The sequence below is a fragment of the Acinetobacter sp. YH12102 genome, assembly GCF_013419125.1.
Classification (GTDB): Bacteria; Pseudomonadota; Gammaproteobacteria; order Pseudomonadales; family Moraxellaceae; genus Acinetobacter; species Acinetobacter pseudolwoffii.
The window spans coordinates 107,631-130,537 of record NZ_VPAS01000003.1 but is presented as its reverse complement, the minus strand read 5'-3'; the positions used below and the strand labels follow the sequence as shown (position 1 = coordinate 130,537).

Sequence of the window (22,907 nt, the reverse complement as noted above, 5' to 3'; positions counted from 1 at the left end):
ATGCTCCTGTCAGATCAGCTGCGAATTACTTCGCGCTGTTTGCCTTCACAATCTGGTCGAAAATACCGCCATTCTCAAAATGCGCTTTTTGCACTTTTGCCCAGCCGCCAAATTCCTGATCAATCGTTACCAGTTTGAGTGGTTTGAACACATGATTATATTTCTTTAAAGCTACTTCACTGCGTGGGCGATAATAATGTTTGCCTGCCAGATCTTGCCCCAGTGGTGAGTACAGGAAGTTTAAATAACCTTGAGCCAGATGCTTATTGCCTTTTCTCGCTGCATTTTTTTCTACAATCGCCACTGGCGGTTCAGCCAGAATAGACAGACTTGGCGTGATAATTTCAAACTTACCTGGTTGCTCACGAATCGCTAAGTACGCTTCATTTTCCCAGGCCAGCAAGACATCACCGATCCCGCGCTCGGCAAAGGTGGTAGTTGCACCACGCGCACCTGAATCCAGGACTTTGGTGTTTTTATAAATTTGGCGAACAAATTCTTGTGCAGTCGTGTCATTGCCACCGGCCTGATGTTTGGCCCATGCCCATGCCGCCAGATAGTTCCAGCGCGCGCCACCTGATGTTTTCGGATTCGGGGTAATAATGCCGACACCCGGTTTCACCAGATCGCCCCAGTCTTTAATCCCTTTGGGGTTGCCTTTACGCACCAAAAATACGATTGTTGAGGTATACGGTGTCGAGTTTTGTGGCAGTTTCTTTTGCCAGTCTGTTGGCAATAATTTGGCTTTTTCTGCAAGCACATCAATATCGGCTGCGAGGGCCAAAGTCACCACATCTGCATTCAAGCCATCAATAACAGAGCGGGCCTGTTTACCAGAACCACCATGGGATTGCTTGAAGTTAATTTTTTGACCCGTACGGCTTTCCCAATATTTGCCAAAACTCTTGTTGACATCTTCATACAATTCACGTGTCGGATCGTAGGAAACATTCAGAAAATCACGTGCTGAAGCACCTAATGAGGTTGCCGAAATCACAGCAGCCAGAACCCCAAGTTTTATTGTTTTTGAAATACTCATTAGAAACCTCAATTTCTTACACGTTTTGTAACATAGCTGCAGAATAAACCTATTCTTTATGCGTAAAAAATAAATAAAAACGAATTTTATATGAAAAAAAAAGATAAGACGGAGCTGAAGTTATTGAAATGAAAATGGCCTTATCAATAAAGGCCATTGTTTCTGCTGGACTGCCTCATTATTTCGTATGATTTGCCTTTACAATTTGATCAAAGATCCCGCCATTATCGAAATGTGCTTTTTGTACCTTGGTCCAGCCACCAAATTCTTTGTCGATGGTGACTAACTTTAAAGGTTTAAATACGCTGCTATATTTCTTTAATACTTCGCTATTACGTGGACGATAGAAATTCTTCGCAGCCACAGTTTGCCCCGCAGGAGAATACAGATAATTCAAATAAGCTTTGGCCAGGTTTTCATTGCCATCTTTCTTGGCGTTTTTCTCTACAATTGCCACCGGTGGCTCGGCCAAAATTGACAGACTTGGCGTGATGATTTCAAATTTGCCCGGCTGTTCACGAGTAGCCAGATGCGCTTCATTTTCCCAAGCCAGTAATACATCACCGATCCCGCGCTCAGCAAAAGTGGTGGTGGCTCCACGTGCGCCTGAGTCCAGCACTTTGGTCTGTTTATAAATTTGACGCACGAAATCTTGTGCTTTGCTGTCATTGCCACCAGGTTGATGTTTGGCCCATGCCCATGCCGCCAGATAGTTCCAGCGTGCACCGCCAGAAGTTTTCGGGTTTGGTGTAATGATTTCTACCCCAGGCTTCACCAGATCTCCCCAATCTTTAATTCCTTTTGGATTGCCTTTTTTGACCAGAAAGACGATGGTGGAAGTATAGGGGGTTGAGTTTTGCGGGAATTTTTTCTGCCAGTCTTTAGGCAGCAGACCTCTCGCTGCAATTTCATCAATGTCGGCCGCCAGCGCCAGGGTCACGACGTCTGCATCCAGACCATCAATCACAGCACGGGCCTGTTTACCTGAACCGCCATGCGACTGTTTATAGTTCACGTCTTGCCCCGTGGTTTTTTTCCAGTATGCGCTGAATTCCTTATTAAAATTGTCATATAATTCGCGAGTTGGGTCATAAGACACGTTCAGGAAATCTTTTGCAGACACACTGAAAGCAGTGGCCGAAACCAGTGCAGCCAATACCCCAATTTTTAATTTACCAATATTCATTTTTGCCTCAATTTTTTTAGCTTTTGTTGGATAAGGCAAGAGTAGCTAGAGATATTTTGCATAAAAAATAATTAAAAATGCATTTGATGTGAGTAAAAGAGATAAATCGATGGAGCTTATCTCTCAGTACTCAATTGTTGATTTGAGAGGCAATAAAATATGCTCTGTTTGAAAAATGCGAAACATGTCAGTGAGATAGAAGTACTCGATCGGGCCTTTCATTATGGTGATGGCTGTTTTAGCACGGCCCGGATTCGACAGGACCGGGTGGAATTATATGATCGTCATCTGGCACGTTTGCAGCTCAGTAATCAAAAATTAAGTTTGCATGCTGATTTAGCTCTGATTGCAGAAAGTTTGGAACTTTTACGTGAATCAGAAAGTCAGCTGAATGGAACATTAAAGATCGTGCTGAGTCGTGGAGTCGGCGAGCGGGGCTATAGTTTGCCAGAGCATCCGGCGGATCTGTGGCTATTTTATTATCCTCAAGCCCTACATGATTTAAAGTATGAACAGATCCAAAGTGGGGTATTACAGCAGGCACTGGGATTGACCATGCCGGGTCTGGTCGGACTAAAAACCTTGAATCGCCTGGAGCAGGTTTTGCTCAAGCAGGAGGCGGATCAGCGCGGTTGGTCTGAGGCACTGGTGACAGATGTACAGGGCGGGGTTGTCGAAGGGGTGAGCAGTAATTGTTTCATTTGTATAAACAATACATGGATTACGCCGGAACTTCGTTATAATGGCGTCTTTGGGGTGATGCGTGCAGAAATTCTACAACGGATGCAAGATCAGGGAATTGCCTGTCAGCAACGTTACATCGATATGGAGGAAATAGCCCATATTCAGAGTCTGTTTTTTTGTAATGCGCTAAACCCGATGAAAATTGTCACTCAATTTGAGCAGCGATCCTTGGATGGCGATGCTTGTATTGAACTTTTTAACCGTCTTCGATTAAATCAGATGTCTTAATATGTCAGCTTCCAAGTCTAAAGCCAAAAAGAACAATACAGCCAAATTTTCGTCACTTTTCAAAGGAATTGCCTTCGTCCTGATTGGACTTGCCTTGATTTTGGTACTGGTCTTAAAAAGTAGTTTGTGCAAAGACTATCCTGTAGACGGACAAAAACAGCTGCTGGCGATTGGGTCAGGGGAAACCTATTCTGGTTTTATTGACCGTCTGGCCAAAGAAAAACAGGTCAGTTTCCCGATTATTCTCAAGCTTTATCAGCGCATCCTGATTCATGACACCATGAAAGCTGGCGTATATGAAGTGCGCCAGGGCATGAGTATTCGTCAGGTTCTGGATATGATCTCCAATGCTGAAAATGCCCAGATGAACCGGATTTTGGTGATTGAAGGAACCACATTCAAACAGCTGATTGATGCTTTGAAGAAAGATGATCTGGTGACCAAAGAAGTGTCACATTTGCCAACGGCACAACTCCTTAAAGAGCTCAATATTCCATTTTCACATCCTGAAGGTCTGTTTGCACCGGATACATACTTCTTTGCTAAAGGTGAAACTGACCGTAAAATTTTAACCAATCTGTATCAGCGCCAGATGAAGGCACTGGATCAGGCCTGGGAAAAACGCGTGACTGATCTGCCCTATCAGAATAAATATGAAGCGCTGATCATGGCGTCGATCATTGAAAAAGAAACCAGTGTGGATAGTGAGCTAGAACAGGTTTCTGGAGTGTTCGTGCGCCGTTTAAAAATTGGCATGCGTTTACAGACCGATCCTACCGTGATTTATGGAATGGGCGATGCCTATAATGGCAATATTACCCGCAAGGATTTACGTACGCCGACGCCGTATAACACCTATACCATGTCTGGTTTGCCGCCAACGCCAATTGCACTGCCAAGTAAGAAAGCCATTGAAGCAGCCATGCATCCGGATAATTCTGACAACCTTTATTTTGTCGCCACGGGCAATGGCGGACATACGTTTACGACCAATCTGAATGATCACAATAAAGCAGTGCAGGAGTATCTGACCATTTTACGCTCGAAGAATAAGGAATGAGTATGTTTATTAGCTTTGAAGGCACAGAAGGTGTAGGTAAAACCACACTCATTCGTTCGATCTATGACGATTTTATGGCCCAAGGCAAAGATGTGATGCTTACGCGCGAGCCGGGTGGTACGCCGATGGCCGAGCAGATCCGTGCACTACTTCTGGCTGTGAATCATGAAGAAGCGATGGCGCATGATACCGAATTACTATTGATGTATGCGGCGCGTGCCCAGCATTTGGCACAAGTCATTCTGCCAGCCTTAGCAGCCGGAAAAATTGTACTCTGTGACCGTTTTACTGATGCCAGCTTTGCCTATCAATGTGCAGGTCGTGGACTCAGTGAAACAAAGCTGCAGTTATTAAATGATCACTTTGTGGCACGTATGCCGGACATCACCTTCTGGTTAGAAGCACCGATTGAACTGGGAATGAACCGAGCACACGCGCGTGGCGCCCTGGATCGCTTTGAACAAGAGAAAGTCACTTTCTTTGAGAAAGTAAGAGTCGGCTATGAAACGTTGTGGCAGCGTCATCCGGAACGGATCAAACGTCTGGATGCGACCCGCACACCGGAGCAGGTATTCGAGCAGGCTTTAAGTTATTTGAAATCTGGTTTAAATTGAAATCCTGTTTATTTTAATTTTCACTAGGTGAATGTGTGAAAAATCTTCTATAGTGAAGGCAATATAGAAGATTATTTTAATAAGATGAAAACGACCAAAACCGAAATCCAACAATTTTTACAACAAGAATTTCCACAAAGCCTAGAAAAATGTAGGATCGAAGCCGTTGTTCCACGCGGTGCAACTTTGCTGTATCAGGTTAGCGCACAAGAGTTGCGTCCGGGTGGTACTGTTTCTGGCCCAACTATGATGACCTTGGCCGATCTTGCTTTATATGTCGCTATTCTGGGCGAAATTGGCCTGGTGGGTTTGGCTGTCACCACCAATCTGAATATCAATTTTCTCCGTAAACCTTCAGGTGGCACGGATTTGCGGGGAGAGTGCAAGCTTATTAAAGTCGGTAAAGCTCTGATTGTCGGGGAAGTCTGGATTTATTCTGTAGACCTTGATGAGCCAGTGGCGCATGTTACTGCGACTTATGCCATTCCACCTCAACACTAAACACCTGAAGAATAGAAGTTCAGTAATATAAATAGCCTAAGCTTAATTAAGTAGGTGGGCGCTAAAAGACAGGGAGATATGACTTTTCAAATCATATCTCCCCAATAATCTAAATATTGACCAAGGGTGTTTCTACTTCAAAATTCACCGGATTTAGAATGGTCTTGCGTAATTCAGGCAATAATTCCGGATAGTCCAGCGTGAAATGCAGGCCACGAGATTCTTTACGCTGCATGGCACAGCGCACAATCATTTCTGAGACCAGCACCAGATTGCGAAGCTCGATCAGGTTTTTGCTGACCTGATAATCTTGGTAATACTCGGTGATTTCTTTTTTCAGCATTTCAATACGATGCAAGGCACGTTCCAGACGTTTGGTGCTGCGCACAATACCGACATAGTTCCACATGGTCTGACGTAGCTCATCCCAGTTTTGCAGAATCACCACATCTTCATCCGGATTGGTTACCTGTGAGTCATCCCAGATGGGTACGGGCGGAAAGGCATAGTCAGCATTGAAATGAGATTCGATATGCTTGGCTGCACTCATGCCATACACAAAGCATTCTAAAAGTGAGTTACTGGCCATTCGGTTAGCACCGTGCAGACCAGTATAAGAGGTTTCCCCAATTGCATATAGACCTGCGATATCAGTCTGGCTATGTTCATCGACCACAACGCCACCACAGGTGTAATGGGCTGCAGGTACCACTGGAATCATATCTTTGGTGATATCAATACCCAGTTCCAGCAGGCGGGCATAAAGCGTAGGAAAATGTTCTCTAACAAAGCTTTCATCCTTATGGGTAATATCCAGCCAGACATGCCGAATACCCAAGCGCTTAATTTCATAGTCGATTGCGCGTGCGACAATATCGCGTGGTGCAAGTTCGGCGCGCTCGTCAAAACGCAGCATAAAGCGTTCGCCATCGGGCAGACGCAGATAAGCCCCTTCGCCGCGCATTGCTTCAGTGATGAGGAAGGAGCGCGCTTGTGGATGATAGAGACAGGTCGGATGGAACTGGTTAAATTCCATGTTAGCCACCCGGCAGCCGGCACGATAGGCCATGGCAATGCCGTCACCTGTGGCAATATCCGGATTTGATGTATAAAGATAGGCTTTCATTGCACCGCCACAGGCAAGGGCGGTAAAGGGCGCTAAAAAAGTATGTACTTTTTCATTTTTTTCATCCAGCACATATAAACCTAGCGCGCGGTTTTCACCGTCTAGGCCAAGTTTATGTGAACAGATCAGATCAATCGCAATATAATTTTCAAAAATAGTGATATTTGATTTTTCTTGGGCGCGTTGTACCAAAGTAGTCGAAATTGCACGACCTGTGGCATCTGCGGCATGAATAATCCGGCGCTGTGAATGGCCGCCTTCACGGGTGAGATGCAACTGTTCCTGTTCATCCAGGGTAAATTGCACACCGTGTTTTAGCAGAAAGTCAACTGATGGTTTGCCCCCTTCTACCGTCTGTTTGACTGCGTCCATTTCACATAGCTGTGCACCTGCAATCATGGTGTCATCAATATGCTGTTCAATCGAATCCATTTTATCGAGTACTGCAGCAACACCGCCTTGCGCATAAAAGGTGCTGGCATCTGTCAGGGTGGATTTCGCTAAAACTGCAATATTAAAATGGTCCGGGAGCGATAAGGCTAAACTTAAACCGGCACCGCCACTGCCCACAATAATGACGTCAAATTGATGGGTAAGGGATGAATTAGACATGTCCATCAGCTAATTTTAAAAAAAGTTTGGTAATAACAGCGCTTTTTTGTGCAAAAGGCAAGCGTTGAAATGCTCATTTATTAATGAAAAAAATTAATCAAAGCCTTAACTTAGTGTTTTAATGATGAGATATTGTCCAGCGTGAAGCATTGAAACATATTATTACTTAAACTTTACAATGTTTGTGATAAAACCTATTTACATAAATTTATCAACAATTTGAGTGAATAATTTATATGAAAACTCTAGACTTAAAAAAAGGATTATTTGCAGCGACCCTGACCATGAGTGCTGCACAGTTGCAGGCTGTCACACCGGTTGATTTTTCAAATCTGGTCGAGCAGGTCAGTCCTGCCGTGGTCAGTGTCAATGTCGTTAAAAAAATGAGCGAAGAAGAACTCTTACAACAACAAGTTCCGGAAATTCTGCGTCGCTTCTTTGGCAATCAGGTGATTATCCCGCAGCAGCGCATGCCACAGGAAAAAACCGGCTATGGCAGTGCATTTTTTATCAGTAAAGATGGCTATCTGCTGACCAATCATCATGTGGTTGAGGATGCATCTAAAGTCACCATTACCCTGAATGATCGCCGTGAAATTGATGCCACTGTGGTGGGAAGTGATGCACGTACCGACGTAGCTTTACTTAAGGTCACAGGTTCGAATTTTCCAGAATTGCGTACCGGGGATGTAGGCCGCTTACGTGTCGGTGAGCCTGTGCTCGCGATTGGTTCGCCATTTGGTTTTGATTATTCGGCCTCTGCCGGAATCGTCAGTGCCAAAATGCGCAACATGATGGGTGAAACAGCAGTGCCTTTTATCCAGACAGACGTGGCCCTCAACCCGGGTAACTCTGGTGGGCCTTTATTTAACCAGCATGGTGAAGTAGTCGGGGTGAACTCGCGGATCTTCAGTGGAACCGGCGGTTATATGGGGCTCTCCTTCTCAATTCCGATTGATGTGGCCATGGAAGTGGCAGAGCAGCTGAAAAAGAATGGTAAAGTGACCCGTTCCTATCTGGGGGTCAGCTTGCAGGATATCGACCGTAATCTGGCAGAGTCTTACAACCTTTCTAAGCCCGAAGGCTCATTAATTACTCAGGTTGCACCAAATTCACCCGCCGCACGTGCCGGTCTACGTGTCAGCGACGTGATTTTAAAATATAACGGCACTGCGATTTCACGCACCAGTGAATTATTAAACTATCTCAACCGTACTGCACCTCAGCAACAGGTACAGCTGGAGGTTTTACGTGATGATAAGCGCCGTAATATTTCAGCAACCTTAAGTACCGCACCGGATGATACCCCTGCAAAAGCTGGAGCACAGGCGCAGCCGAGCAAAGGGCCTGTAATTGGTGTAGCTATTCGTGATTTAAGTTCGCTAGAAAAGGATCGACTGGAGATCAAAGGCGGGGTCATGATTCAGGATGTTCGTTCAGGTGGCATTGCCGCACAGGCGCGTATCATGCCAAACGATGTGGTAACGCATATTAATAACAAGGCAGTATTGAACGCAGAGCAATTTGTACAAGAAGTTTCTGAGTTGAAGAAGGGCAATGTGGCACGCGTTACGCTCATGCGCCAAGGGCAGCGTGCGATTGTCGGAATGCGTATCTAATTCTATTCAGATTTTTAAATATAAAAAACCGCTTTTGATGGGCGGTTTTTTATTATTTGCAATTTACCCAGCCTATAAATTCGGTAGACTCTATTCAGTTGAAAATAATGGAAAGGATAAGAGAAAAGTGACAGCTATTTTTGATCTTGCGTTAAAGGTGCAAGCTGAACATATCGATGGCTTGGGCCATGTCAATAATGTGGTCTATGTACAGTGGATGCAGGAGGTCGCCACAGCCCATATTGAAAAATTGGGATTGGGGTTAAAGGAATATGTGGAACTGAAACATGCCATGGTGGCAGTTGAGCATCAGGTGCAATATCGCAAGGCTGCTTTCGAGGGCGATGAAATTATTTTGCGAACCTGGTTGAACGATATCAATGCACTGTATTCATTTCGCCAATATGCATTTTATCGACCACAGGATCAAAACCTGTTATTTACAGGTAGTACGCAGTGGGCCTGTATTGAAATGGCCACTGGGCGTCCTAAACGCATGTCGCCTACCTTTACCCAAGCCTATCAACCTCTTTCTGATCAGATCAATCCTTATGATTTTTCAATAGTGTATCTAGATCAATAAGCGCTCACTTCTTTGGCACAGAGTTAGATATTTCAATCAGGTTTAGCAAAAACATGGTGTGATTTTCAAATTTTCATTGCAGTGATTGAGCTTGAGATCGCTGGACAGGTATTTTGGCAGAGTGGACAAAGCTAAAAATATAATTCTTTTTCTAGATCACCATTCTGCTATAATCCTTCGCAATTTCTATTCGGCTTTTGTTATGTAATATTTTTAAATTACATAGCGCGTTTTTTCTCAAGGTAACCCATGGCGCAAGCTAAAAAATCTGTTGATATTAAAAACATTCGTAACTTCTCGATTATTGCGCATATTGACCACGGTAAATCGACCCTCGCAGATCGCTTTATTCAGACCTGTGGTGGTTTGCAAGATCGTGAAATGCAGGCTCAAGTCCTCGATTCTATGGAGCTTGAGCGCGAACGTGGGATTACCATTAAAGCCACTTCGGTGACGCTAAACTATACCCATCCAAATGGTGAAGTTTATCAGCTGAACTTTATTGATACGCCGGGACACGTTGACTTCTCGTATGAAGTGTCGCGCTCGCTCGCAGCCTGTGAAGGTGCTTTATTAGTCGTTGATGCGGCGCAAGGTGTGGAAGCACAGTCTGTCGCCAACTGCTATACCGCGATTGAGCAAGGTCTGGAAGTACTGCCCGTACTGAACAAGATCGATTTGCCGCAAGCTGAACCTGAGCGTGTGATTCACGAGATTGAAGAAATTATCGGCATTGAAGCGACAGAAGCACCGACATGTTCAGCCAAAACCGGTCTGGGCATTGAAAATGTTTTAGAAACCCTGGTGAATGTGATTCCGGCACCTGTGGGTGATCGCGAAGCGCCGTTGCAAGCGCTGATTGTAGATTCATGGTTTGACAACTACCTTGGGGTAGTTTCTCTGGTACGTGTAAAGCAGGGTCGTGTGCGTAAAGGCGACAAGATGTTGATGAAATCAACAGGTCAAACGCACATCATTACTTCTGTGGGGATCTTTAACCCGAAACATACTGAAACAGGCATGTTGGAAGCAGGCGAAGTCGGCTTCGTGATTGCCGGTATTAAAGATATTTTCGGTGCGCCGGTGGGTGATACCATTACCTTGGCAACCACACCTGAAGTTGCAACCCTACCGGGCTTTAAAAAAGTAAAACCGCAGGTTTATGCCGGTTTATTCCCGATTGATGCCAGTGACTTTGAACCGTTTCGTGAAGCTTTGCATAAACTGCAAATTAATGACTCGGCCTTGTTCTTTGAACCGGAAAGTTCGGATGCACTTGGTTTTGGTTTCCGCTGTGGCTTCTTGGGCATGCTACACATGGAGATTGTACAAGAGCGTTTAGAGCGCGAGTATGATCTTGATCTGATTTCTTCTGCGCCCACCGTAATTTATGAAGCGGTGATGAAAAATGGCCAGACGATTTATATCGACAGCCCGTCTAAAATGCCGGATGGTTCAACCGTAGAAGATTTACGTGAACCGATTGCCGAATGTCATATTTTAGTACCGCAAGAATATCTGGGTAATGTCATGACCTTGTGTATCGAGCGCCGTGGCATACAAAAAGACATGAAATTCCTCGGCAATCAGGTGTCGATTACTTTTGAAATTCCAATGGCAGAAGTGGTCATGGATTTCTTCGATAAATTGAAGTCTTGTTCACGTGGTTTTGCATCCCTCGACTATAACTTTGTCCGTTTTGAAAGTTCTTCATTGGTAAAAGTGGATGTACTGATCAATGGTGAAAAAGTCGATGCTCTGGCAATGATCTGTCACCGTAACGACGCGCGTCATCGTGGCATTGCGCTGGTGGAAAAAATGAAAGACCTGATTCCGCGTCAAATGTTTGATGTGGCAATTCAGGCGGCAATTGGTGCGCAAATCATTGCACGTTCTACTGTAAAAGCCATGCGTAAAAACGTATTGGCCAAATGTTATGGTGGTGACGTGTCACGTAAGAAAAAACTTCTGTCTAAACAGAAAGAAGGTAAGAAACGCATGAAGCAGGTGGGTAGTGTCGAAATCCCGCAAGAAGCGTTCCTCGCTGTGTTAAAAGTCGAACGCTAGAAGAATAAGGATATAAGCCCATGGATTTTGATTTTAATTTGATTCTTGTTCCTGCGACGCTGTTTTTTGTCGCACTGTGGTTGCTTGACAAGTTTGTCCTGAAACAAAGACAAACTCGCGGCAAGGGCAATGAAAATTTTATCATTACCTGGGCTTATGACTTTTGGCCAGTACTGACGATTGTACTGGTGCTGCGTTCGTTCTTGTTTGAACCGTTTAATATTCCATCGGATTCAATGGTGCCAACCCTGGAAACTGGGGATTTTATTCTGGTGAATAAATTTGACTATGGCGTGAAACTGCCTATGGTCAACACTAAAATTATTGATACTGGCAGTCCAGAGCGTGGCGATGTGGCAGTATTCCGTTATCCACCACAACCGACCATCAGTTATATCAAGCGTATTATTGGTTTACCCGGTGATCATATTGTCTATGATCAGGGTCAGTTGAGCATCAATGGTGAACAAGTAGCGAAAGTTCCAGTGGAATTTAGCCGTGAAAAAGATCGTCTGGATACACCCAATGCCATTTATCATAAAGAAACTTTAGGTCAGCATAGCTTTACCATGCGTGAGCTGGAAGGGGTTAATGTCGCACGTCAGGCGCCTTATATTAACTTTGTGGAAAATGGTAAATATTCAAGTGAAAATGGTTTATATTGGGAAGTAAAGGTGCCAGAAGGTCATTACTTTGCGATGGGGGATAATCGCGATCAGAGTGCTGACAGCCGTTTCTGGGGGCTTGTTCCGGAAGAAAACTTAACAGGTCGTGCATTCTATATCTGGATGCATAAAGAACCTGGCTTTAAATTGCCATCGTTTGGTCGCAACGGGACAATCGATTAATTGTTTCAATCAGGAAAATAAAAAATGAGACATCAACAAGGTGCTTCGTATATTGGGATTTTATTTGCAATCGTGGGGTTTGCATTTCTAGCCAAAGTAGCGATTGCAGTGTGGGGACCCTACTTTGATGATCGTATGGTCGATGGTGAGATTGAGGCGCTGTTAAAAAGTGCGCCAGCCAATATAACACCAGAAAAATTCCGTCAGCAGATGGATCAGCGTTTATCAATGAATAATATTCGCGATCTGAAGTTTGATGAAATTGCCAAAGTTATCCATACCGATGGTTTGCAGATACACAAGAATTATGAAATTCGTAAAAATTTCATAATGAATATCGATTTAGTGATGAAGTTTGAGAAAAATTTTGATCAAAGCGCAGTCAAAACTCAATGATGAACGTCTTGCCAGACGGATCGGTTATCAGTTTAAACAAGCTGAACTGCTCAAGCTGGCACTGACCCATCGTTCAGTCAGTCATAAACAAAACTATGAACGCCTAGAATTTCTAGGCGATTCTCTTTTAGGGATGATCATTGCGAATTATCTCTTCACTGCCTACCCAAGCGAAAACGAAGGCCGGCTGACGCGTATGCGTGCCACCTTGGTTCGACAGGAAGCATTGGGGAAAATCGCCAATGATTTAAAACTCAGTCAGAGTTTAATTCTCAGTACCGGTGAATTGAAATCTGGCGGTCATCATCGCGAGTCTATACTGGCAGATACTGTAGAAGCCATTATTGGCGCAATCTATGTGGATTGCGCTGATCTCACTGTGTTAGAGCCAATTGTGTTAAAATGGTATGAACCGTATTTGGATCATATTGAGCCGACCGATCAGCTTAAAGACCCTAAATCACGTTTACAAGAGTATCTACAAGCACGTAAGAAACCTCTCCCAGTTTACGAGGTTGTAGATATTCAAGGTGATGCCCCTAATCAGCATTTTAAAGTGGAATGTGAGATTGAGGGATTACCGACCATGCAGGGTGAAGGCGCCAGCCGACGTTTTGCTGAACAAGCCGTTGCGGCAGATATTTTAAAACTTTTGGAGCATAAGTCTTAATGACTACTCATTCCGATCACATTGATGCTGATCACGAGTCGCAAAGCGACAGTCACGACCTGGTAAATCAATTTTTTAGCGCACAAGGCACCGAAATTCCGTCGGATTATCGCAGTGGTTTTGTCGCTATTGTAGGTCGCCCGAATGTGGGTAAATCTACCTTAATGAACCATATTTTGGGTCAGAAACTCTCAATTACCTCACGTAAACCGCAAACTACACGGCATAAAATTGTCGGGATTGATTCGCGTGAAAAGTCTCAGGCGGTATTCGTGGATACGCCGGGGATGCATAAAAAGGAAGTACGTGCCATCAATAAAATGATGAACCGTGCTGCCCATTCGGCTTTACGTGATGTGAATCTGGTTTTGTTTGTGGTGGATGCACAGAAGTGGACGCCGAATGATGATCTGGTACTGGAAAAGCTGAAAAATGCTGAAATGCCGGTGATTCTGGTGATCAACAAATTAGATACTTTTGAGAACAAGAACGAAGCTTTACCACTGATTCGTGAGCGCGAAAAGCTGATGAACTTTGCGGAAATCGTACCTGTTTCTGCACTTCGTGGTGCCAATCTTGAGCATTTACGTGACACGATTGCCAAGTATCTGCCGTTCCAGCCGCCATTGTACTCCCTGGATCAACTAACTGACCGTTCAGAGCGTTTCCTGGCTTCTGAAATTATTCGTGAAAAGATCATGCGTCAGCTGGGTGAAGAACTGCCATATGATTTAACCGTGCAGATTGAATCATTCAAAACTGAACAGCCAGTGATGAATGAAAAGACTGGTCGTATGAAGCCGGCCTGTACCTATATTGATGCTACGATTTTTGTCGATCGTCCAAGCCAAAAAGCCATTGTGATTGGTGAGAAAGGCGTTAAGCTGAAAAAAATCGGTATGGATGCACGTCTCGACATGGAAAAAATGTTCGAACAGAAAATCATGCTGACCCTTTGGGTGAAAGTCAAAGGCGGCTGGTCTGATGATGAACGTGCATTGAAAAGCTTAGGTTATAGCGATATCTAAGTTATAAAATTAATAAGCCCCTTTAAGGAATTTCGTGATGATGAAAGTGTTGGCAGTGCTTGCATGTGTTTTATTCTTGCAAGGCTGTATCCATAAAGTGGTCACGGTTCCTGTCAAGGTGGCTTATAAAACCACAAAAGTCGCAGTCAAAGGCACTGCGGCTGTTGTGGGCGCAGTCATCCCGGATGGAGATGACGACGATGATAAAAAATCAAAAAAAGATAAGGATTAAAGTGTCCGCTTATGCGTAACGAAGTACTGCATGGTTATCTGATTCATCATCGTAAGTACCGTGAGCGCAGCCATATTGTGCATTTATTTACCCAGGAATACGGTCGTATGGATGGCATTCTCCGGCAAACACCGCCGCCGCAATATCAGCCCATCAGTTTGCAAGCCACCGGAAAATCAGAACTCAAAAACTTTACCAAGCTGGAAATTGTCAATCAGCCGATTTTCTTTTTTGGCGATGCCTTTTTTTCAGGCTTTTACCTGAATGAAGTTCTGTTACGTTTGTGCCCTCTAGAAGTGGAAATGCCGCAAACCTTTGCCAAATATGCAGAGACATTAACTGCATTGCAGCAATTATCAGAACAATCTAATCCTAATTTATACTTAAAACAGATTTTGCGGCAATTTGAACATATCTTGCTGGAAGAACTCGGTTATGGTCTGGATTTTTCCCTAGATGCCAATCAGGCGCAGATTGATCCGCTACAACACTATTATTTTCAGCTCAATGCCGGCTTTATGCCATCGGCCAAAGCCTTACGCTCCACTATTTCCGGTCAACAGATTTTAAGCATGTTGACGCATGAAAATGGTGGGGATTTTAATCCGGAACAGTTACAATTGTTGACGAAACTGTATCGACAGGTGATCACGGCCTTATTGGGTGATCGACCATTAAAAAGTCGGCAACTCTGGATTCAAAACTCTCAATCTCAAACGTAGTTAGGAAAAGATTATGGCTGCATTACTTGGTGTCAATATTGACCATGTCGCAACATTAAGACAAGCACGTGGTACAACGTACCCAGACCCAGTCAATGCTGCATTGATCTGTGAGCAGGCCGGGGCAGAGGGCATTACCTTGCACTTGCGTGAAGACCGTCGTCACATTCAGGATGAAGATGTGCGTCGTATGCGTCCTGCACTGAAAACCCGTATGAACCTCGAGCTGGCGGTGACAGATGAGATGGTCGCTTTTGCCAAGGAAATTAAACCGCATCATGTCTGTTTTGTCCCTGAAAAACGTCAGGAAGTCACCACTGAAGGTGGTCTGGATGTGGTGACCCATTTCGAATCAGTCAAAGCAGCTACGCAAGAACTGGCAGCGATTGGTTGTGATGTGTCTTTGTTTATTGATGCTGATTTTGCCCAAATTGATGCAGCAGTTGCTTGTGGTGCACCGACCATCGAGATTCATACCGGTGCTTATGCCGATGCAGAAACGCCTGAAGCCCAGCAGGCTGAGCTTGAGCGCATTATTAAAGGCGCTGAATATGCCGCATCGAAAGGTCTGGTAGTGAATGCAGGCCATGGTTTGAACCTGGATAATGTAACGCCAATTGCGGCGATTCCACAAATTCATGAACTTAATATTGGTCACTCATTAATTGCAGATGCTGTATTTGTAGGTCTGGCACAAGCCGTTCAGCAAATGAAAGCTGTGATTAAGTCAGCACGTTAAGATCAGAATCGTTATGTCGAATATTAATTATGATGAACTGATGCAGCCGGTGATTGCTTTCTTGGGGTGTGAAACGCCCAAGGCATGGCTGGATGTGGCGGTCGAAAATCTTGAAATCTTGATGCAAGATCATGCCAACTGTGAAAAAAAAGCAGCCAGCACGGCCATGAATCTGATGTTTCGCTATAGTTACTTTGTTGATTTACAGGTGAAGCTTGCGCAGTTAGTGCGTGAAGAAATGCTGCATTATGAACAAGTGCTTGAACTGATGAACAAACGTGGACAGGCCTGGCAGAACTTAAGTGCGGGACGTTATGCCGGTGGCTTGCGCAAAGAAATCCGGACTTTTGAACCTGAAGCCTTGATTGATGTCTTGGTGATTGGTGCTTTTGTGGAAGCACGCTCTTGTGAGCGTTTCTACGCGCTGGCTTCGCGTGTGGATGATGAGTTGGCACGTTATTACCGTTACTTGCTTAAGTCTGAATCTCGTCACTTTGAGGACTATCTGGCTTTGGCGATGGATGTGGCGACCACGGCAAAATTGAAAAATCCGCAAGAGGATATTCAAAGCCGGATTGATCATATTCGTAACGTTGAAAAGCAGCTGATTCTGACACCAGATGACACTTTCCGTTTCCATAGCGGTGTTCCGGCTCAAGCGGCTTAATTGCAGTGAACATTTAAAAATCCTCCGTTCATGGGGGATTTTTTATATCCAGAGCAAATATATAAATGAGAATTATTTACATCTACAGACTTAATCCATAAAATACAGCAGATTTCTTAATAACGATGATGAAATAATGAATAAGCTGGTAAAAGTCATGTCTTTTTTGATCTTTGGAGTGATCAGCAGTACAGCCTTTGCACACTATCCTTATGTTGCCCCACTAAGTTATCAAACTTTTAACAATCACACTGCGATTGTATCTGGCTTTTATGACAATCCATTTGCCTCGGAAGTGGCGATTAAAAACTTTAAGTTTCATTATCATACGCCTACAGGCCAAAAGATTTATCTTGCAGATGATGCATGGACCAAAACACAAACCCTAAGTAGTTATAGTCTGGAAAATAAACAAGAGGGTACCTATCGGATTCGTGGCGAGAAACAGGGGAATAGCCTAAAGTATGCACAGGTTGCTCAAAAATGGAAAATGGTTCTAAGTGCTGTTCCAAAAGCCAATCAAGCCGCCAATCAAAATGTGATTTATCAGCAAGCGCTGAAGAAAAACATGCCACAGAAAACTGTGCAGACTATCGATATTATTGAAACCTTTGTCTCACGGCGTGTGACGTCGAATCAGGTCATTCAGCATATCCATGCTGGCTTTGATGTTCAATTTATCACGCATCCAAATGCATTTAAAAAATCTCAAGCGATTCAATTGAAAGTACTGGATGATAAAAAAGGAGTTGCGAATTTAAACGTTGAGATTTTGGCACAAACGACAGATTTTAGTCGTGATAAAAAAATCTATAAAGCGCTCACAACAGATGCGCAAGGGTTACTCAACTTTAATATGCAGGAAAAAGGCCAGTACTTAATGAAAATTGATTATCAGCAGCCTTTCGAAATAAAAAAGAATGATTTAAAGCGTTATAAATATACCTTGGCTTTTAATGTAATGGATTAAGCCAAAACGAGCCTGAAATCATTCAGGCTTGTTTTATAAAATATTAAACGAAAAAAAGCCCACTTCGTTATGAGTGGGCTTTTTAGTATTTGGCTCTCCAACCTGGGCTCGAACCAGGGACCTGCGGATTAACAGTCCGTCGCTCTACCGACTGAGCTATTGGAGAATCTGAAAGCGATTATAGAGGGATTTTGACAGGGGTCAAGCAAAAACTGTCATATTTATAACAAATTCAGCCTGTCTGTTTTTAATTTAGACAATTGCATAAATTTTACGAAAAATACTTGTCAGAATAAATTTCACTTGCTAGATTAAAACCATAAAGTCGTTTGACCAAATGGTCAAACAGTGTGGATTTAAACCTACTTGCCAGCACAAAAATGGCTAAACCGGAGACAGCGAATGAATACGCTCAGCATCCCTCAAATTTTCTCTCAACTCACTTATTATCAAGAAAACTATCTGCAGATTATTGCAGATCCAGCACAGTATTATATTCCTGTTACAGATGCTCATATCAAGCTATGGCCCTTGGCGCAACAGCCCTTGTATCTAGGTGATTTGCTGCAATTATGGTTTGCAGAAAAATGGTTGGTAGAAACTGAACGTCAATTTAGCTTTGAAGTGTTTTTGAATGCCGATTATCTGAAAGAGCAAAGCAAAGAATTATATATCTATGCCATTTCAGGTAATCTTTTGACCGGTACCAATCAATCCAAAGCTTGGCAGGCATCGACAGCGCAAATACAAGATGTAGAGCTGGCCAATGTGTCCAAGCATTATTTTGAGTTTCAGGGCTTAAGCCGACCACAGATCGCCTGTGTTCAAGCCGGACAGACGAAGGGCAATATTGCTTAGGTCATCGATTGAATGCTGGCCATAGGTTCTCCTGGTTATTCAGGGCGAATAATCATACAGGTCGCAGTGGCATGGGCATATAAACGGCCTTCTTCATCCAGAATCCGACCTTCAGCAATACCCAGATTTTTACTGAGGTTAATTGATTGTCCGGTCGCTTTAAGCTGCTGGTCTCGAGGAATCGGTCGGCACATTTTAACATTCAGATCAATCGTGCCATAACCGACCCCTGCTTCGAGTAAAGTATGAATCGCACAGCCTGTCACCGTGTCTAAAACAGTTGCTGCAAAACCACCATGCACGCCACCAAGCGGATTTAAATGCCGGTGATCGGCTTTGACTTTAAATTCTACGTATCCGCTTTGGATAACGGCAGGTTGCATCGACATGGTTTCGCTAATGCTTGGAGCGGGAATTTTCCCATCTCGCATCGCTTGTAATAAGGCCAAACCGTTCATTTCTTTTGGATTCATTCTGCTTTTCCTGTGATTATTCTTTAGCTGTTTCGATTTTATTTAAAAGTGAAACATCAATAATAGCAAGTGACATATTTTGATGTAATGTTGCTCATAGCAATAGTTATATTAGATGGTTAAAAGTTATTGTGGTTAAAATATTTATTTTTTTCAATGCTATGTGTGGCATACACTTTGGCTGCGATCATTTGTTTGATCTGCTTAAAATACGTTATCAAAAGCATCTTGGAATGGCATAAAAAACCCGCGATCAACGCGGGTTTTCTAAATCAAGCGAGTTGATTATTGTGCCGCTTTTTCAGCTTCGATTGAAGCAATCGCAGCGTCAACGCCTTCGATTGAATCAGCAGCTTTCTTGATACGCGCAAGTGCATCAACCAACACTTCATCTGCAGTTGCATAAGAAATACGCATGAAACCGCCTAGACCGAATGCATCGCCAGGAACAACGGCAACGCCAGTTTCTTCCAGTAACCAAGCAGAGAATTCTGTGCAAGATTTAAGACCTTTGGCACGAATCAACGGTTTGATGTTTGCGTATGCATAGAATGCACCATCCGCAGGTAAGCAAGAAATACCATTGATGTCATTCAAGCCTTTCACAACCAGGTCATGACGACGTTTGAATGCTTCAATCATTGGCTCAAGAACATCTTGAGGACCATTCAATGCAGCTTCGGCAGCAACTTGTGAAATTGAAGTTGGATTTGAAGTGGATTGTGACTGGATTTTTTTCATCGCACCGATCAGTTTAGCAGGGCCCGCTGCATAGCCAATACGCCAGCCAGTCATTGCATAGGCTTTAGATACACCGTTTAACACGATTGTGCGGTCATACAGGTCTGGTGCAACAGTGGCGATGTTATAGAACTCATCTTCCCAACGAATCGGTTCATACATGTCATCAGACGCGATGAATACTTCAGGGTATTTACGCAGTACCTCAGCCAAAGCAAGAAGTTCTTCTTTGGTGTAGATCATGCCAGTCGGGTTAGAGGGACTGTTCAATACCACTAAACGTGTTTTGTCGGTGATGGCAGCTTCTAGTTGTTCAGGTGTGATTTTGAAACGCTGTTCTTCACCACATTTCACAATCACAGGTACGCCTTCAGCGATGATCACCATATCCGGGTAGCTGACCCAGAAAGGTGCAGGAATGATAACTTCATCACCTTTGTTCAACAAAGCCAAAGACAGGTTAAAGAATGATTGTTTACCACCACAAGAAACCAGAATCTGGTTTGCTGCGTAGTCTAGGTTATTGTCACGTTTCAATTTAGCAATAATGGCTTTTTTAAGACCTGGCGTACCGTCAACAGCGGTGTATTTGGTGAAACCGTTGTTAATCGCTGCAATTGCTGCATCTTTGATGTGTTGCGGTGTATCAAAATCTGGCTCACCTGCGCCCAAACCAATAACATTATGACCTGCAGCTTTTAATTCAGCAGCTTTGTTGGTCACAGCAAGCGTTGGGGACGGTTTGATGGCATTTACACGATCAGAGAGACGTACGTCCACGGCAGTATTCCTTCTTATAGGGATTAAAAAATAAAAAGCACATTATCTTAGCTTAAAATGCGAGGCATGGGGCAAAAGAATTTGGAAAACTTTGAGGAAAAAATGGTGTACTTGCAGAGCTTTATCTTGAACTCCGATGCCAAGGGACAACAGTTAAAAGGCTTGAGTTATCAAGTAAACCCCCATAAGCCAGTCAATATAAACTAAAAATGGCCACTTTATAGTGACCATTTTGTGGTGTTGTCTTGGTACTTATTTATTAAAGCGTGACAGATCTTCATCCGGACGCGCGGTTAAGATTTCAACCCCTGTTTTAGTGACGAGCAGGGTATGTTCATATTGTGCTGACAATGAATGGTCTTTGGTGACCACCGTCCATTTATCACCCAGTAATTTGGTTTTCCAGTCGCCACCATTCACCATAGGCTCAATGGTAAAAGTCATGCCTTCTTCTAAAATCATCCCGGTATCTGGCTGGCCGTAATGCAATACTTGCGGTTCGTCATGGAAAGTCGTGCCAATTCCATGACCACAATATTCACGTACCACACCAAAACGTTCAGATTCGACATATTTTTGAATCACGTGGCCAATATCACCAATGGTTGACCCTGGTTTTACAGTTTCAATACCCCGGTACATGGCTTCTTGCGCTACTTTACATAGACGGTTAGCAAGAATAGACGTTTCACCACCGACGATGTACATCATGTTGGTATCGCCATGATAGCCATCTTTAATCACAGTGACATCGATATTCAGAATGTCACCTTTTTTCAATTTTTTGCTATCCGATGGAATGCCGTGACACACCACATGATTCACAGAAGTGCAAATCACATGCTGGAAAGCAGGCCGACCTGGTGCTGCACCATAACCTAAGCAGGCTGGAATGGCTTGTTGTTGGTTAACAATATAGTCATGACAAATCGTATCAAGTTCTAGCGTAGTAACACCTGGAACAATATGCGGTTTGATCATATCCAATACTTCTGCCGCCAGTCGCCCTGCCACACGCATTTTTTCAATTTCGTCAGGGGTTTTGATAAGTCGACGTGGCGCTTGGTAAGTGTTGTTCATGATCTCTAAAAACTTTTGGAAATTTGTGTGTGACTATGGTATAAATAGCCGCCCATTTTATCAAATGCTTTTTCGTGAATAAATTTCACGGGCTTTGTGCGATGGGGCAAAAAATCCGCACATATATCGACACATTACTCTGGGTGCTTCTAGGGATTGTTGTCACTTTATATGTGAGTTGCGTTGTCAGCTAAAATTTCGTCATGCGAGGCATGAAACGATGGTAATGGTATTCCCTTATCGAGTTTCATAACGAAGTATGAGGGGATTTTAGCTACAACCCTTCGGGATAGGGACGTTTTTTGACGCTACTGCGTTATGAATAGTTTATTTAGAATGTTAAATCTCACTATTCATGCCTTGTATCGCTAAAAAATGTCCTCTGTCGCAACCACTGATAAAATGACAGCAATCCCTTGGGTGGAGAATGCGGGTATATGGAGGCCTAACCCAAACTTTAAGGTAAAGAAAATGGCAGATTACAACGTAGGCATGCGCGACCTTCTACAAGCAGGCGCACACTTTGGTCACCAAACACGTTTTTGGAACCCAAAAATGCGCGATTACATCTTTGGTGCGCGTAACAAAATTCACATCATCAACCTTGAGCACACTGTTCCTGCGTTAAATGATGCTTTGAACTTTGCTAACAACTTGGCGAGCAAAAAGAACAAAGTTTTGTTTGTTGGTACTAAGCGCGCAGCTTCTGCAATCATCCGTGAACAAGCGCAACGTGCTGGTCAACCATATGTTGATCACCGCTGGTTAGGTGGTATGTTGACGAACTGGAAAACACTTCGCCAATCTATCAACCGTCTAAAAGACCTTCAAACTCAATCTCAAGACGGTACTTTCCTTAAGCTAACTAAACGTGAAGCTTTAGAACGTACTCGTGAGATGGAAAAACTTGAACGCGGTCTTGGCGGCGTGAAAAACATGGGTGGTTTACCTGACGCATTATTCGTAATCGACGTTGATCACGAAGCAATTGCAATCAAAGAAGCAAAGAACCTTGGTATTCCTGTAATCGGTATCGTTGATACAAACTCTAACCCAGACAACGTAGATTACGTTATTCCGGGTAACGATGATGCGATCCGTGCAGTAACACTGTATGCTTCTGCTATGGCTGATGCGATTCTTGCTGGTAAAGAATATGCTCAATCACAAGCGAATGCACAAGCTAAAGCAGAAGAAGCTCCAGCTTCTGAGGCTTAATGCGTTTGACGCAAGCTTGTCATTTTTGCGACATGTGATGGTGGCAAAGTAAGCGTTATGTATGCAGGCGGCCCATGAGAACTCCTCTGGGCCGTTTCTGTTCTAA

General features: G+C 43.7%; 24 protein-coding genes and 1 tRNA gene. 18 read left to right on the top strand and 7 right to left on the bottom strand.

Going from position 1 to position 22,907, the window contains the following annotated elements:
- Positions 1-25 precede the first annotated feature (25 nt).
- Both FTU42_RS03220 and FTU42_RS03215 read right to left on the bottom strand, forming a co-directional pair.
- A complete protein-coding gene (locus FTU42_RS03220) occupies positions 26-1,039 on the bottom strand; it encodes a sulfate ABC transporter substrate-binding protein (RefSeq protein ID WP_159138202.1) in 1,014 nt (337 codons plus the stop codon).
- A 178-nt stretch (positions 1,040-1,217) separates the two neighbouring features.
- Entirely contained in the window at positions 1,218-2,225 is a 1,008-nt protein-coding gene (locus FTU42_RS03215) for a sulfate ABC transporter substrate-binding protein (RefSeq protein WP_159138201.1), read from the bottom strand.
- A 159-nt stretch (positions 2,226-2,384) separates the two neighbouring features.
- Between FTU42_RS03215 and pabC the strand changes: the two genes are divergently transcribed.
- The 4 genes from pabC to FTU42_RS03195 all read left to right on the top strand — a co-directional run bounded on the left by pabC (position 2,385) and on the right by FTU42_RS03195 (position 5,372).
- On the top strand, positions 2,385-3,197 hold the full coding sequence (pabC, locus tag FTU42_RS03210; RefSeq protein ID WP_180083017.1) for an aminodeoxychorismate lyase: 813 nt from the start codon (positions 2,385-2,387) through the stop codon (positions 3,195-3,197).
- Between the two features lies 1 nt (position 3,198).
- On the top strand, positions 3,199-4,257 hold the full coding sequence (gene mltG / locus FTU42_RS03205) for an endolytic transglycosylase MltG (RefSeq protein WP_180083016.1): 1,059 nt from the start codon (positions 3,199-3,201) through the stop codon (positions 4,255-4,257).
- Between the two features lie 2 nt (positions 4,258-4,259).
- On the top strand, positions 4,260-4,871 hold the full coding sequence (gene tmk, locus FTU42_RS03200; protein WP_180083015.1) for a dTMP kinase: 612 nt from the start codon (positions 4,260-4,262) through the stop codon (positions 4,869-4,871).
- 84 nt (positions 4,872-4,955) lie between these two features.
- Positions 4,956-5,372, top strand: a complete 417-nt coding sequence (locus FTU42_RS03195; RefSeq protein ID WP_180083014.1) for a PaaI family thioesterase — start codon at positions 4,956-4,958, stop codon at positions 5,370-5,372.
- A 109-nt stretch (positions 5,373-5,481) separates the two neighbouring features.
- On the opposite strand, the gene nadB is transcribed toward FTU42_RS03195, so the two are convergent.
- Positions 5,482-7,110, bottom strand: a complete 1,629-nt coding sequence (gene nadB, locus FTU42_RS03190; protein WP_005170113.1) for an L-aspartate oxidase — start codon at positions 7,108-7,110, stop codon at positions 5,482-5,484.
- Between the two features lie 236 nt (positions 7,111-7,346).
- On the opposite strand from nadB, the gene FTU42_RS03185 reads away from it, so the two are divergent.
- The 12 genes from FTU42_RS03185 to FTU42_RS03130 all read left to right on the top strand — a co-directional run bounded on the left by FTU42_RS03185 (position 7,347) and on the right by FTU42_RS03130 (position 17,651).
- Positions 7,347-8,729 (top strand): Do family serine endopeptidase, encoded by a 1,383-nt coding sequence (locus tag FTU42_RS03185; protein ID WP_100357440.1) that lies wholly within the window; start codon positions 7,347-7,349, stop codon positions 8,727-8,729.
- Between the two features lie 127 nt (positions 8,730-8,856).
- Positions 8,857-9,312, top strand: coding sequence for a thioesterase family protein (locus FTU42_RS03180; protein WP_100355707.1), 456 nt, complete (start codon positions 8,857-8,859; stop codon positions 9,310-9,312).
- Between the two features lie 249 nt (positions 9,313-9,561).
- Positions 9,562-11,379: a translation elongation factor 4 gene (lepA, locus tag FTU42_RS03175; protein WP_005097556.1), complete on the top strand. Its 1,818-nt coding sequence runs from the start codon at positions 9,562-9,564 to the stop codon at positions 11,377-11,379.
- 20 nt (positions 11,380-11,399) lie between these two features.
- A complete protein-coding gene (gene lepB, locus FTU42_RS03170; RefSeq protein WP_180083013.1) occupies positions 11,400-12,227 on the top strand; it encodes a signal peptidase I in 828 nt (275 codons plus the stop codon).
- A gap of 24 nt (positions 12,228-12,251) precedes the next feature.
- The gene (locus tag FTU42_RS03165; protein ID WP_005170117.1) at positions 12,252-12,623 is read left to right on the top strand and encodes a DUF4845 domain-containing protein; all 372 of its coding nucleotides are present in this window, start codon (positions 12,252-12,254) and stop codon (positions 12,621-12,623) included.
- Positions 12,595-13,293 (top strand): ribonuclease III, encoded by a 699-nt coding sequence (rnc, locus tag FTU42_RS03160; protein WP_005097550.1) that lies wholly within the window; start codon positions 12,595-12,597, stop codon positions 13,291-13,293. Before FTU42_RS03165 ends, rnc begins: the two co-directional genes overlap by 29 nt.
- Positions 13,293-14,321, top strand: coding sequence for a GTPase Era (era, locus tag FTU42_RS03155; protein WP_005097549.1), 1,029 nt, complete (start codon positions 13,293-13,295; stop codon positions 14,319-14,321). Before rnc ends, era begins: the two co-directional genes overlap by 1 nt.
- Positions 14,322-14,358: 37 nt before the next feature.
- On the top strand, positions 14,359-14,553 hold the full coding sequence (locus FTU42_RS03150) for an NF038104 family lipoprotein (protein ID WP_005097547.1): 195 nt from the start codon (positions 14,359-14,361) through the stop codon (positions 14,551-14,553).
- An 11-nt stretch (positions 14,554-14,564) separates the two neighbouring features.
- Entirely contained in the window at positions 14,565-15,275 is a 711-nt protein-coding gene (locus tag FTU42_RS03145; protein ID WP_180071838.1) for a DNA repair protein RecO, read from the top strand.
- A gap of 13 nt (positions 15,276-15,288) precedes the next feature.
- Entirely contained in the window at positions 15,289-16,014 is a 726-nt protein-coding gene (pdxJ, locus tag FTU42_RS03140) for a pyridoxine 5'-phosphate synthase (RefSeq protein ID WP_005170127.1), read from the top strand.
- Positions 16,015-16,027: 13 nt separating this feature from the next.
- A complete protein-coding gene (locus FTU42_RS03135; RefSeq protein ID WP_005097541.1) occupies positions 16,028-16,681 on the top strand; it encodes a tRNA-(ms[2]io[6]A)-hydroxylase in 654 nt (217 codons plus the stop codon).
- 136 nt (positions 16,682-16,817) lie between these two features.
- Positions 16,818-17,651 (top strand): DUF4198 domain-containing protein, encoded by an 834-nt coding sequence (locus FTU42_RS03130; RefSeq protein WP_180083012.1) that lies wholly within the window; start codon positions 16,818-16,820, stop codon positions 17,649-17,651.
- 90 nt (positions 17,652-17,741) lie between these two features.
- Here FTU42_RS03130 and FTU42_RS03125 read toward each other — a convergent pair.
- A tRNA-Asn gene (locus FTU42_RS03125) sits at positions 17,742-17,817 on the bottom strand.
- 236 nt (positions 17,818-18,053) lie between these two features.
- Between FTU42_RS03125 and FTU42_RS03120 the strand changes: the two genes are divergently transcribed.
- Positions 18,054-18,509 carry a hypothetical protein gene (locus tag FTU42_RS03120; protein WP_180083011.1) on the top strand — a complete coding sequence of 152 codons (456 nt, stop codon included), beginning with the start codon at positions 18,054-18,056 and terminating at the stop codon, positions 18,507-18,509.
- Positions 18,510-18,544: 35 nt separating this feature from the next.
- On the opposite strand, the gene FTU42_RS03115 is transcribed toward FTU42_RS03120, so the two are convergent.
- The 3 genes from FTU42_RS03115 to map all read right to left on the bottom strand — a co-directional run bounded on the left by FTU42_RS03115 (position 18,545) and on the right by map (position 21,583).
- On the bottom strand, positions 18,545-18,982 hold the full coding sequence (locus FTU42_RS03115; RefSeq protein WP_100357436.1) for a PaaI family thioesterase: 438 nt from the start codon (positions 18,980-18,982) through the stop codon (positions 18,545-18,547).
- A gap of 285 nt (positions 18,983-19,267) precedes the next feature.
- A complete protein-coding gene (locus FTU42_RS03110) occupies positions 19,268-20,503 on the bottom strand; it encodes a pyridoxal phosphate-dependent aminotransferase (protein WP_159516067.1) in 1,236 nt (411 codons plus the stop codon).
- 252 nt (positions 20,504-20,755) lie between these two features.
- On the bottom strand, positions 20,756-21,583 hold the full coding sequence (gene map, locus FTU42_RS03105; RefSeq protein ID WP_005097535.1) for a type I methionyl aminopeptidase: 828 nt from the start codon (positions 21,581-21,583) through the stop codon (positions 20,756-20,758).
- 471 nt (positions 21,584-22,054) lie between these two features.
- On the opposite strand from map, the gene rpsB reads away from it, so the two are divergent.
- Positions 22,055-22,801, top strand: coding sequence for a 30S ribosomal protein S2 (gene rpsB, locus FTU42_RS03100; RefSeq protein ID WP_005097534.1), 747 nt, complete (start codon positions 22,055-22,057; stop codon positions 22,799-22,801).
- The last annotated feature ends 106 nt before the right edge of the window (positions 22,802-22,907 follow it).